General features: G+C 72.3%; 9 protein-coding genes. 2 read left to right on the forward strand and 7 right to left on the reverse strand.

Translation table 11 applies throughout. The features are described from left to right. Positions 1-377: 377 nt before the first annotated feature. The 3 genes from MUU72_RS34110 to MUU72_RS34120 form a co-directional block, all read right to left on the reverse strand. A complete protein-coding gene (locus MUU72_RS34110; protein WP_248017339.1) occupies positions 378-1,733 on the reverse strand; it encodes a class I SAM-dependent RNA methyltransferase in 1,356 nt (451 codons plus the stop codon). Between the two features lie 108 nt (positions 1,734-1,841). Continuing rightward, complete coding sequence (locus tag MUU72_RS34115) at positions 1,842-3,893, reverse strand: APC family permease (protein ID WP_248017340.1); 2,052 nt, start codon at positions 3,891-3,893, stop codon at positions 1,842-1,844. 214 nt (positions 3,894-4,107) lie between these two features. Then, entirely contained in the window at positions 4,108-6,120 is a 2,013-nt protein-coding gene (locus MUU72_RS34120; RefSeq protein ID WP_248017346.1) for an NAD-binding protein, read from the reverse strand. A 318-nt stretch (positions 6,121-6,438) separates the two neighbouring features. On the opposite strand from MUU72_RS34120, the gene MUU72_RS34125 reads away from it, so the two are divergent. Together MUU72_RS34125 and MUU72_RS34130 are read left to right on the forward strand one after the other, a co-directional pair. After that, positions 6,439-7,107, forward strand: a complete 669-nt coding sequence (locus MUU72_RS34125; protein ID WP_248017341.1) for a potassium channel family protein — start codon at positions 6,439-6,441, stop codon at positions 7,105-7,107. Further along, positions 7,104-7,787, forward strand: coding sequence for a potassium channel family protein (locus MUU72_RS34130; RefSeq protein WP_248017342.1), 684 nt, complete (start codon positions 7,104-7,106; stop codon positions 7,785-7,787). Before MUU72_RS34125 ends, MUU72_RS34130 begins: the two co-directional genes overlap by 4 nt. Positions 7,788-7,862: 75 nt before the next feature. Here MUU72_RS34130 and MUU72_RS34135 read toward each other — a convergent pair whose 3' ends face one another. The 4 genes from MUU72_RS34135 to MUU72_RS34150 all read right to left on the reverse strand — a co-directional run bounded on the left by MUU72_RS34135 (position 7,863) and on the right by MUU72_RS34150 (position 12,515). Further along, a complete protein-coding gene (locus tag MUU72_RS34135; protein WP_248017343.1) occupies positions 7,863-8,708 on the reverse strand; it encodes a DUF3159 domain-containing protein in 846 nt (281 codons plus the stop codon). Positions 8,709-8,711: 3 nt separating this feature from the next. Further along, the gene (locus MUU72_RS34140; protein WP_199836367.1) at positions 8,712-9,110 is read right to left on the reverse strand and encodes an OB-fold nucleic acid binding domain-containing protein; all 399 of its coding nucleotides are present in this window, start codon (positions 9,108-9,110) and stop codon (positions 8,712-8,714) included. A 65-nt stretch (positions 9,111-9,175) separates the two neighbouring features. Continuing rightward, positions 9,176-9,859 carry a response regulator gene (locus MUU72_RS34145; protein ID WP_248017344.1) on the reverse strand — a complete coding sequence of 228 codons (684 nt, stop codon included), beginning with the start codon at positions 9,857-9,859 and terminating at the stop codon, positions 9,176-9,178. A 103-nt stretch (positions 9,860-9,962) separates the two neighbouring features. Then, positions 9,963-12,515 carry a DUF4118 domain-containing protein gene (locus MUU72_RS34150; RefSeq protein WP_248017345.1) on the reverse strand — a complete coding sequence of 851 codons (2,553 nt, stop codon included), beginning with the start codon at positions 12,513-12,515 and terminating at the stop codon, positions 9,963-9,965. Positions 12,516-12,688: the final 173 nt, after the last annotated feature.

Consider the following 12,688-nt stretch of genomic DNA (forward strand, 5'->3'; position numbering starts at 1 on the left):
TTTCGGCTCCGATTTTCGCCGGTGCGATCCGGCCTTTCGGCTTTCTCGCGGTTCCGACTTTATCAGATCCCGCTCCCGTCCCGGACCGCTTCTTGAGGAGGCGCTACCGGTGTGGATTGGGTTCCGAATTTCCGTCGGAGTTTCGCCTTTCGGCGTGTCCACTACTTTAGCGGATTCCCCTGGTGACTCATAATCGAGTCACGTTCCGGATTTTTCGGCACGCCAAAGCTATTCGCTGTGGCGGGTCGTTCGGAGGGTGTTCCGCTGAAGTGGCGGGATGGTTGCCGCGGGGCCTGTCGGCTCCGTGGCAGCCCGAGAATCTTACACGCCCCTGGGGCGCAGCGCGAATTGACGGGACGTGACCGTCGCACCGCGGTTCAGGGGCGCTTGGCGGAGCGTTCCAGGATCACCACGCACTCCACATGATGGGTCATCGGGAACAGGTCGAAGGCCCGCATGCGGCGGGGGGTGTAGCCCGCGTCGTGGAAGTAGGCCAGGTCGCGGGCGAGGGCTGCGGGGTCGCAGGCGACGTAGGCGATGCGGCGGGGGGTGAGGGTGGCAAGGTGCTGGACGGTCTTCCGGCCGGCGCCGGCGCGGGGCGGGTCGAGGACGACGAGGTCGGCGTCGGTGATGCCGGTGCGCGGGAGGATCTGCTCGACCTTGCCGTGTTCGACGCGGACGCGGTCGAGGTCGGCGAGGTTGTGGCGGGCGTCCTCGACGGCGCGCTTGGAGGATTCGATGCCGAGGACGGCGCCCTTGTCGCCGACGCGTTCGGCGAGGGCTCCGGCGAAGAGGCCGACGCCGCAGTAGAGGTCGAGGGCGGTGTCGCCCTTCTTGGGCATCAGGCCCTGCATGACGGCTTCGACGAGGAGGTCGGCGGCCTTGGGGTGGACCTGCCAGAAGCCGCCGTTGCCGACCCGCCAGGTGCGGCCGGCGGCGCGTTCGCGGACGAAGGGGCGGCCGTGGACGCGGTGGACGCCGCCGGTGCCGGGCCGGCCGGCGGACTCCTCGACGCGGAGGACGGAGACCGGCTTGTCCAGTTCGACGAGGGGGAGGCGGCCGCCGGGGCGGGGGGTGAGGAGGACCTGGCGGTCGTGCGAGCCGGTGGCGGCGATCGCCTCGACGGTGGCGATCTGCGGCCAGCTGCGCTTCTCGATGCCGAGTTCGGAGACGCCGGGCGCGGCGATCATGCAGTGGGTGACCGGTTCGATGTCGTGCGAGCGGTGCTTGCGCAGGCCGGGGCGGCCCTCGGCGTCGACGGCGTACTGGACGCGGGTGCGCCAGGCCGGGACCTCGCCCTTGGCGACCTTGTCGCCGGGGGCCGGTTCGACGGTGCCGTCCCAGCCGGCGTCGCCGGGGGTGAGGCCGGCGAGGCGGGACAGCTGCTCGGTGATGACGGCGGCCTTCAGGCGGCGCTGGGCGCCGGGCGCGGCGTGTTGCCAGTCGCAGCCGCCGCAGCGGCCGGGGCCGGAGAACGGGCAGGGCGCCTCGACGCGGTCCTTGGACGCCGTAAGGATCTCGACGGCGTCGGCGCGGAGGAAGCGGGCGCCTTCCTCGCCGTCGGTGACGCGGGCGCGGACCCGTTCGCCGGGCAGAGCGTGCCGGACGAAGAGGACCTGGCCGGCGTCGGTGCGGGCGATGCAGTGGCCGCCGTGCGCGACCGGGCCGATCTCGACCTCGTACTCCTCGCCGGCCAGCGATTTCCTGGGTTCCGGCGGCGTGTCCGGCTGCATGGCGGGGAGCTCCTGGGTGGGGTGCGGCGAAACGGTGACGGCCGGCCTCCGGGGTGGAGGCCAGCCGTCCATTCTACGGTGTCGCCGGAGTGCGCCCGGCCGCCGCGGTCACTTCTTGGGGGCCGGGGCTTCCTTGCGGGGCGCGGTGACCGGGCCGCGGCGGACCGAGCCGGGGGCGTTCCACTCGGCGCGCTTGCGGGCGCGCTTCTTGGCGGCCTCGGAGGAGTCCAGCTGCCAGGGCACGGAGGTGACCATGACGCCGGGGGTGAACAGGAGGCGGCCCTTGAGGCGGAGTGCGGACTGGTTGTGGAGCAGGTGCTCGTACCAGTGGCCGACGACGTACTCGGGGATGTAGACGGAGACGGCGTCGCGGGGGCTCTCCCGACGCAGCGACTTGACGTAGTCGATGATCGGCCGGGTGATCTCGCGGTACGGGGAGGCGAGGACCTTGAGCGGGACCTCGATGCCGCGGCGTTCCCATTCGTCGCGCAGGGCCCGGGTGTCGGCCTGGTCGACGTCGACGCTGACCGCTTCGAGGACGTCGGAGCGCATGAGGCGGGCGTAGTTCAGGGCGCGCAGGGTGGGCTTGTGCACCTTGGAGACGAGGACGATGGCGTGGACCCGGGAGGGGCGGATGACCTCGTCGTCGGGGGTGTCGGCGGCGGCGATCTCGTCGGCGACCCGGTCGTAGTGGCGGCGGATCGCGGTCATGGTGACGAAGAAGATGACCATGCCGAGGAGGGCGACCCAGGCGCCGTGGGTGAACTTCGTCAGCAGGACGACGACGAGGACCAGGCCGGTGAAGAAGGCGCCGAAGGCGTTGATGGCGCGGGAACGGTGCATCCGGCGGCGTTTGGCGGGGTCCTTCTCGTTGCGCAGGTGGCGGTTCCAGTGGCGGACCATGCCGGTCTGGCTGAGCGTGAAGGAGACGAAGACGCCGACGATGTAGAGCTGGATCAGGCGGGTGGAGTCCGCGCCGTAGAGGTAGACGAGGACGGTGGCGGCGCCGGCCAGCAGGACGATGCCGTTGGAGAACGCCAGGCGGTCGCCGCGGGTGTGGAGCTGGCGCGGCAGGTAGCGGTCCTGGGCGAGGATCGAGCCGAGCAGGGGGAAGCCGTTGTAGGCGGTGTTGGCGGCGAGGAAGAGGACCAGCGCGGTGGCGGCGGCGAGGATGACGAAGAGGAAGCTGCCCTTGCCGAAGACGGCCTCGGCGACCTGGGAGATGACCGGGTTCTGGGTGTATCCGGAGCCCAGCGGCCGGCCGTGGTCGAGGAGGTCGGTGGCGGGGTTCTCGGCCATCCGCACGTGGGTGCTCATGGCCAGCGCGATGATGCCGCAGAACATGGTGACGGCCAAGCCGCCCATGAGTGCCAGGGTGGTGGCGGCGTTCTTCGACTTGGGCTTGCGGAAGGCGGGGACGCCGTTGGAGATCGCCTCGACGCCGGTGAGTGCGGCGCATCCGGAGGAGAAGGCGCGCAGCAGCAGGAAGATCAGGGCGAAGCCGGCCAGGCCGCCCTGCTGGGCGTGGATGGTGTAGTCGGCGGTGGGGGCCTGCATGGTCTCGCCGAGGATCAGTCCGCGGATGGCGCCCCAGAAGATCATGATGAAGACGCCGGCGACGAAGACGTAGGTGGGGATGGCGAAGAGCTTGCCGGACTCCTTGACGCCGCGCAGATTCATCAAGGTCAGCAGGACGATGATCGCGATGGCGCTGAACGTCTTGTGCTCGACGACGAAGGGGACGGCGGAGCCGAGGTTCTCCACGCCGGAGGAGATGGAGACGGCGACGGTCAGGACGTAGTCGACGAGCAGGGCGCTGGCGACGGTGAGGCCGGCCTTGGGGCCGAGGTTGGTGGTGGCGACCTCGTAGTCGCCGCCGCCGCTCGGGTAGGCGTGCACGTTCTGCCGGTACGACGCGACGACGGTGAACATCAGCACCACGACCGCGACGGCGATCCAGGGGCTGAAGTTGTACGCACTGACTCCCGCGATGGAGAGGACCAGCAGCACCTCGCCGGGCGCGTAGGCCACGGAGGAGAGCGGGTCGGAGGCGAAGACGGGGAGTGCGATGCGCTTGGGGAGAAGGGTCTCCCCGAGCCTGTCGCTGCGCAGTGCGCGCCCGATCAAGATCCGTTTGGGCACGTCGGTCAGTTTGGACACCAGAGGATGCTAAGCCTTCGTCAAGGTGCTCGCCCACCCGCCACCCGGACGGGTGGGGGCACCCGAATGCGCCACGATGCACATGCCCCCCGACTCCGCATCGACTACGCGCTACCTCCACAGCATCTGCACCGTATGCACACAGGGGCGCCGTCGTTCCGGGGAACCCCGGCCGGCGGGGGCGCCGTGGCCGATGTCACGGCGCCCGGGCGTGTCACAGGGGCGCGGGCCGTCCCGCGCGCCCCGCCGTGCGCGGCCGCCGGGACAGCAGCTCGCCCAGCCCCTCCCGGGTCGCGGCCAGCAGCACCACGTCGCGCGGCGTCAGCACGTAGTCGTCCGGCAGCTGGTGTGCGAGCTGCGCCGCCGACGGACCGGGGCCCGGCGGCGGCCCGTCCGGCCCGGCCGCGGGGTCCGGTGCGTCCGGTACGGCCACGTGGACCGCCAGCACCCGCAGCCGGCCCGGCCGCAGCACCTCGCCGACCGTCCGCCCCTCCAGCGCGGCGTGGCCGCGCACCTCGACCCGGGCGACCAGCAGCACCCGCCGCTCCACCGGGATCGCGCCCAGGATCTCCCGGCCCATCATGGCGCCCGCGAAGGCCGGCGCCGCCAGGAACGAGACGCTGCGGCTGCGGGTCCGGGCGCCGGGGTGGGCGGCGCGCAGCGTCCGGTAGACGGCGGTGGCGAACCCGTCGTCGAACAGCCGCAGCGTCACCCGCAGCCGCGGATTCACCGACCGGGCGTACAGCGCGGCCTCCAGATTGGTGGTGTCCTCGCTGGTCAGCGCCAGCAGCGTGCGTGCCCGGTCGGCGAGCGCCGCCTCCAGCACGCCTTCCTGGGTGACGTCGCCGACCACCGTCGGCACCCGCAGCCGGCGTGCCAGCGCCACACCGCGCGCCTCCGGGTCCGCCTCGATGCACACCACCGGAATCCGCATCTCGTGCAGCCGGGCCAGCACCCGGGTGCCGATCTTCCCCAGGCCCAGCAGCACCACGTGCCCGGACAGCCCGCGCGGCGGCCGGCGCAGCGCCGACGCACTGCGGAACGTGCCCAGCCCCTCGAACGCCGCCGCCACCAGCACCGGGAGCAGCAGCAGTCCGACCAGCCCGGACAGCAGCTGGAGCACCTTGCGCGGCAGCGGTTCGGCCAGCGCCGGCTCGTTGATCGCGAACAGGTCCAGGAGGGTGAGGTACGCGGCGTGCAGCGGCGGCACCCCGGACGTCAGGGACGCGGCGACCGCCAGGGCCAGGACCGCCCCGGTGAACCCGGCCAGCGACCAGCGCAGCCGCCGGGAGAACAGCGACGCCAGCGGCGCCCCCCGGCCCCGCAGCCGCCCGGGCCGCTCCGTCCGGCCGGTGTACGCGACGGTCTCCAGCACGATCCGGCCGCACCCCGCGGCCGCCGCGGCGACGGCGTCGTCCGGCAGCAGCACCGGGCCCTCCTCCCCGGTCCCGGCCTCCGGCCCGTCCGGTGCGGCGCCGCCGTCCCCGGCCGGGTCGCCGCCGGCCTGCGGCAGCAGCGCCAGGGTGCACAGCCGCCGCGCCCCGGCCGGCCCGGTCCGGCCCGGCGACCGCTCGACCGCCCGCAGCATCAGCCCGTCCGCCTCGATGACCTTGCTGGTCCCGGCGACCGCGGTGGCGACCAACGCCGGGGCGACGGTGTCCGCGTCGGAGAGCACCGTGGTGGAGGCGTCCGCCACCGGGGCCGCCGCGCCGTCCGCGCCCCGCTCCGCGCCGACCGCCGCGGCCTGGTCCAGCAGCTCCTCCAGGTGCTGGCCGAGTTTGCGGTTGTAGAGCCGGATCACCAGGCGGAGGTGCGGGTTGAGGCGGCGGGCGCGCAGCGCGGCGTGGATGTTGAGCTCGTCGTCGTCGTGGACCAGCGCCAGCGCACCCGCCTCCGCGATCCCCGCCGCGGTCAGTGCCGCGTCGTCGGCCTGCGCCACCTGGAGGACGCGGACCGGCTCCGGCGGCGCCTCCTCGTCGCGCGGCCCCAGGCCCGGCGCACCGGGCGGCGGGACGGCGGGGGGCACGGCGGGCGCGGTCCGGGCCACCGCGGCCGACACCCGGCCCAGCAGCGCGGTGGCCCGGCCCAGGCCGCGGGACGGCGCCGGGACGAGGGGACGGCGCGGCTCCTGTGCGGACGGGACGATCAGCGTCACCCGTTCGCGGTAGACCTCGCGGAGTTCGGCGGCGAGCCGGTGGGCCAGCGCGTCATCGCCGCACACCACCATATGCGGTGTCAAAGAGCCCTGTTGGGGCTGAGGTGGCAGTTGTGGCACACCGCGTAGCGTGCCCTACCGGCGCGCCCCCGCGCAGCCGGCCGCACCGCCCCGCAGCACCCCAGGGCGGCCCGGGTGCCCCCGCGCCCCCTACCGGGCACGCCATTACGGCTACGGTTGTACCGGACCACAGTGCGGCCGGTGCTCCCGTCCGACGCACCCGGCCGCCGCCGTTACGCAGTGGCTCCGTGTCCGGCCGTCGGAGAAGAAAGTAGTGAGCAGGGTGTTCGGTCAGATCAGCGCGCTAGAACAGGGCACGGGGTAATCAGCATGCACATCGTCATCATGGGGTGCGGCCGCGTGGGCTCCGCGCTCGCACAGACCCTGGAGGGCCAGGGCCACACCATCGCCGTGATCGACCAGGACCCGACCGCGTTCCGCCGCCTCGGCTCCGCCTTCGCCGGCCGCCGCGTCACCGGCGTCGGCTTCGACCAGGACACCCTCCGCGAAGCCGGCATCGAGGAGGCGGGCGCCTTCGCTGCCGTCTCCAGCGGTGACAACTCCAACATCATCGCCGCCCGGGTGGCCCGCGAGATGTTCGGTGTCGAGAACGTCGCGGCCCGGATCTACGACCCCCGCCGCGCCGAGGTCTACCAGCGCCTGGGCATCCCCACCGTCGCCACCGTCCGCTGGACCGCCGACCAGATGCTGCGCCGGCTCCTGCCCTCCGGCGCCGAACCCCTCTGGCGCGACCCCAGCGGCGGCGTCCAGCTCGCCGAGGTGCACACCGCCACCTCCTGGGTCGGCCACAAGATCAGCAAGTTGCAGGAGGAGACCGGCGTCCGCGTCGCCTTCCTCACCCGCCTGGGCGAGGCCATGCTGCCCACCTCCCAGACGGTCCTCCAGGAAGGCGACCTGGTGCACGTGATGATGCGCACCGACGAAGTCGAGAAGGTCGAGGCGGCATTCGCCCAGGGTCCCGAGGAGGCGCACGCATGAGGGTCGCCATTGCGGGCGCCGGAGCGGTCGGCCGCTCCATCGCCGGCGAACTGCTGGAGAACGGCCACGAGATCCTGTTGATCGACAAGGCCCCCACCGCCATCTCCGTCGAACGGGTCCCGCTCGCCGAGTGGCTGCTCGCCGACGCCTGTGAGATCACCTCCCTCGACGAGGCCGCCCTCCAGCGCTGCAACGTCGTGATCGCCGCGACCGGCGACGACAAGGTCAACCTCGTCGTCTCCCTGCTCGCCAAGACCGAGTACGGCGTCCCGCGGGTCGTCGCCCGCGTCAACAACCCCAAGAACGAGTGGCTGTTCAACGAAGCCTGGGGCGTCGACGTCGCCGTCTCCACCCCCCGGCTGATGTCCGCCCTCGTCGAGGAGGCCGTCAGCGTCGGCGACCTCGTCCGGCTGCTGCGCTTCAGCCACGGCGACGCCAACCTCGTCGAACTCACCCTCCCCCCGGAGGCCGCGCTGGCCGGCACCCGGGTCGGCGACGTCGACTGGCCCGAGGACACCTCCCTGGTGACGATCATCCGCGGCACCCGCGTCCTCACCCCCAACAAGGACGACGCCCTCGAAGCCGGCGACGAGCTGCTGTTCGTCGCCGCCCAGTCCCGCGAGGAGCAGCTGGAGGACCTGCTGTCCGTCCGCCGCGACGACACCGGCACCACCGGCTGACCCCGCGCACGGCACACAAGGGCCCGGGAACCGCGACGGTTCCCGGGCCCTTTCTCCGTCAGTACGCGCAGCGGCTCAGCGGCGGTGCCGCGGCCCCCCGCGCGGCCGGTCCGCGACCGCCGCCTCCGCGGCGGCCCCGGCCGGCAGCCCGCCGCGCCGCTCGGCCTCCTCCGCCCGCTCCTGCGCCTCCAGCTCCGCGAACACATCGATCGGCGGCGGCGCCTTCACCAGGAACAGCCACGTCAGATACACCGCGAGCAGGAACGGCGGGATCTTCAGCGCCACCAGCACCCAGCCCAGCTGCGTGGTGTCCGCCCACCAGTACAGCGGGAACAGCACCAGGCACTTGCCGAGCAGGATCAGCCCCCACGCCCAGCTGGCCTTCGCATACGCCTTCTTCCGGCCCGGATTACGCGTCCGCCACGAGAGGTTCTCCTTGAACACCGGGCCCAGGATCAGCCCGATCAGCGGCACCCCCGCCAGCGTCGTGATGAGGTACGCCAGCGCCAGCCCCAGGGTGTACAGCATCCCCGGCAGATAGAAGTCCTTGGCGTTACCGGTCATCATCGCGAAGACCACACCGAACGCCACCCCGAACACCCCGCTGAAGGCGTGCTTGACGGTGTCCCTCCGCACCAGCCGCACCGCGCACAGCACCAGCGACACCGCCAGCGCCGCGATCGCCGAGATGTGCAGGTCCTTGTTGACCGTGAAGATCGCGACGAACAGCAGACCCGGCAGGACCGTCTCCACCATCCCCCGCACGCCGCCGAACGCCTCGAACAGCGCCGCTTCCGTCACCTCCCTGCCCCCGGCACCAGGGGACGCGTCCGGGCCCTGCGGGCCGGCGGCACCCGGCACGGCCCCGGAAGGGCCGGCCGAAGCCTCGGGATCAGTGGACGGTCGGTCGAACGACGTCACCGGCTACTCCTGTCCGAGCGGTCGCAGTTCATACTTGGGGTTGAACAGCACCCGGCGCCCGTGACTCAGCGAGACCCGGCCCGAGGCGATGAGCTTACGGCCCGGCTCGATCCCGACGATGGAACGGCGACCCAGCCACACCACGTCGAGCGCCGCGGAGCCGTCGAACAGCTCCGCCTCCAGCGCGGGCACACCGGCGCGCGGCCGCAGCGTGACATGCCGCAGGGTGCCGGACACCTTCACTATCTGACGGTCGTCGCAGTCACATATCCGCGTGCACCCCGTGGCCTGCGCGTCCTCCTGGAGCTCGGCGGACTGCAGCTCCTCCTCGGAGGACGACAGCCTGTCGAGCATCCGGCGGAACCGGCCGGCCGGCTTCTCGGGTCGGGTCCCAGCACTCATAACCCCAGCGTACCGGGGGCCGCACAGCCCGCCCCGCACCCCGCACACCCCGCCCCGGCCCGCACTCAGCCCTCGAACCGGTACCCCATGCCCGGCTCCGTGATGAAATGCCGCGGATGCGACGGGTCACCCTCCAGCTTCCGCCGCAGCTGCGCCATGTACACCCGCAGGTAATTCGTCTCCGTCCCGTACGACGGCCCCCACACCTCCTGAAGCAGCTGCTTCTGGCTGACCAGCCGGCCCTGGTTGCGCACCAGCACCTCCAGCAGATGCCACTCCGTGGGCGTCAGCCGGATGTCCCGGCCACCCCGGTTGACCTTCTTCGCCGCCAGATCCACCGTGAAGCCCTCGGTCTCCACGATCACCTCGTCCTCGGCCGGCCCGGTCGGCTCCGCCCGCCGCACCGCCGCCCGCAACCGCGCCAGCAGCTCGTCCATCCCGAACGGCTTGGTGACGTAGTCGTCCGCCCCCGCGTCCAGCGCCTCCACCTTCTCGTCCGACGTCTGCCGGGCGGACAGCACCAGGATCGGCACCCGCGACCAGCCGCGCAGCCCCTTGATGACCTCCACCCCGTCCATATCCGGCAGCCCCAGGTCCAGGACCACCACATCGGGGTGGCGCGCCGCGGCGAGCTTCAGGGCGGTCGCCCCGTCCGGGGCGGCGTCCACCTCGTACTTCCGTGCCTTCAGGTTGATCACAAGAGCCCGCACGATCTGCGGCTCGTCATCGACCACAAGCACCCGGTTCACTGGCCTTCTCCTCGCGGTGTCGGTCGCCGGCGGACCACGCCCGCCGGCCAAGTCATGCCTACGGCCGGGAGCCCCCGGCCGCTACCAGGGCCGCCGCCCGGGCTCATGTCGTCGCCTGCGCCGGAAGATCCGGCCGCACCGGCGGCACCCCCGGCGCGGCCGGCAGCGTCAGCACCATCGTCATCCCGCCCCCCGGCGTGTCCTCCGCCGCCAGCGTCCCGCCGATCGCCTCCGCGAACCCCCGCGCCACGGCCAGCCCCAACCCCACCCCGGCCCCCCGCGGCGCATCCCCGTACCGCTGGAACGGCTCGAAGATCCGGTCCTTGGCACTGTCCGGCACCCCCGGCCCCCGGTCCGCGATCCGCAGCTCCACCCGGTCACCCAGCGCACTCGCCGCCACCAGCACCGCCTCACCCCGCGGGCTGTACTTCACCGCGTTCTCCACCAGATTGGCCACCGACCGCTCCAGCAGCCCCGGATCCACCGCCACCATCGGCAGCTCCTCCGGGATGTCCAGCGTCACACTGCCCTCCGGGACCCCGCCCAGCGCCATCGGCACCACCTCGTCCAGATCGATCTCCCGGATCAGCGGCGTCACCGTCCCGGTCTGCAACCGCGACATGTCCAGCAGATTGCCCACCAGGTGATCGAGCCGGTCCGCGCCCGCCTCGATCCCCGCCAGCAGCTCCGCCTCGTCCTCCTCCGACCACGCCACATCGTCCGACCGCAACGACGTCACCGACGCCTTGATGCTCGCCAGCGGCGTCCGCAGATCATGGCTGACCGCCGCCAGCAGCGCCGTCCGGATGCGGTTCCCCTCCGCCAGCTCCCGGGCCCGCTCGGCCTCCCCCACCAGCCGCTGCCGGTCCAGCACCACCGCCGCCTGCGCGGCGAACGCCGCCAGCACCCGCCGGTCCTCCGCCGGCAGCACCCGGCCGGTCAGCGCCAGCGCCATGTGGTCCCCCACCGGCATGTCCACATCGGCGTCCTCCGGACGCGCCAGCGGCGGCCTGCCGCCACCCCCCGCCCGGCCCGCGCACGTCCACGGCTCCACCTCGCTGCCGCGCTCCAGCAGCGCCACCGTGTCCATCCCGAACGTCTCCCGGACCCGCTCCAGCAGCGCGTCCAGCGTCGTCTCCCCCCGCAGCACACTGCCCGCCAGGAACGACAGGATCTCCGACTCCGCGCGCAGCCGCGCCGCCTGATGCGTCCGCCGCGCCGCCAGATCCACCACCGACGCCACCGACACCGCCACCGCGAAGAAGATCGCGATCGCCACGATGTTCTTCGGATCGCTGATCGTCAGCGTGTGCGTCGGCGGCGTGAAGTAGAAATTCAGCAGCAGCGAACCGACCGCCGCCGACGCCAGCGCCGGCAGCTGCCCCCCGAGCAGCGCCGCCACCACCGTCAGGAACAGGAACAGCAGCACGTCATTGGCCAGCCCCGGACCGTTGGAGATCCGGGCCAGCAGCAGCGACAGCAGCACCGGACCGCCCACCCCGACCAGCCAGCCCGCGATGATCCGCGCCCGGCCCAGCCGCGCCCCCCGCGCCACCGGCAGCCCCCGGCCCTTGGCCACCTCCTCGTGCGTCACGATGTGCACATCGAGATCCGGCCCGGAATCCCGGGCCACCGTCGCCCCCACCCCCGGGCCGAACACGTACTGCCACGTCTTGCGACGGCTGGACCCCAGCACGATCTGGGTCGCGTTCACCCCCCGCGCGAACTCCAGCAGCGCACTCGGTATGTCGTCACCGATCACATGGTGAAACGTCCCGCCAAGATCCTCGACCAGCTTCCGCTGGACCGCCAGCTCCTTCGGCGACGCCGACGTCAACCCGTCACTGCGCGCGATGTAGACGGCCAGCACCTCACTGCCCGACCCCTTCGCCGCCATCCGCGCGGCCCGCCGGATCAGCGTCCGCCCCTCCGGACCGCCGGTCAGCCCCACCACGATCCGCTCCCGCGCCTGCCAGGTCGAACGGATCGAATGCTCCGCCCGGTACTCCTGGAGGTACTCGTCCACCCGGTCCGCCACCCACAGCAGCGCCAGCTCCCGCAGCGCCGTCAGATTCCCCGGCCGGAAGTAGTTCGACAGCGCGGCATCCACCTTGTCCGGCTGATAGATGTTCCCGTGCGCCATCCGCCGCCGGATCGCCTGCGGCGACATGTCCACCAGCTCGATCTGATCGGCCCGCCGGACCACCTCGTCCGGCACCGTCTCCTGCTGCCGCACCCCCGTTATCGACTCGACGACATCACCCAGCGACTCCAGATGCTGGATGTTCACCGTCGAGATCACCGTGATCCCGGCCTCCAGCAGCTCCTCCACGTCCTGCCAGCGCTTGCCGTTCCGCGACCCCGGCACATTCGTGTGCGCCAGCTCATCCACCAGCGCCACCGCGGGCTTCCGCTCCAGCACCGCATCGATGTCCATCTCCGTGAACGTCGAACCGCGGTACTCCAGCTCCCGCCGCTGCACCTGCTCCAGCCCGTGCAGCATCACCTCGGTACGGGGCCGGTCATGGTGCTCGACGAACGCCACCACGACGTCCGTACCCCGCTCCACACGCCGGTGCGCCTCCGACAGCATCGCGTACGTCTTGCCGACGCCCGGTGCCGCGCCGAGATATATCCGAAGCTTGCCGCGTGCCATGGCCCCATTGTCTTACGTGAAGGCCGCCCCCACCGGGCTGAACCTGATGCGACCCTACCGACCACCCACCGGAAAAAACGCCCAGGTAGCGGCTTTCCACCCGGTCTTGACGCGACTCTGATACGGGGTGGGGAGGGGGCTGATCGGGGGGTGATCGGGGGGTGATCGGGGGG

Source organism: Streptomyces rhizoryzae, assembly GCF_023155275.1.
GTDB lineage: Bacteria > Actinomycetota > Actinomycetes > Streptomycetales > Streptomycetaceae > Streptomyces > Streptomyces rhizoryzae.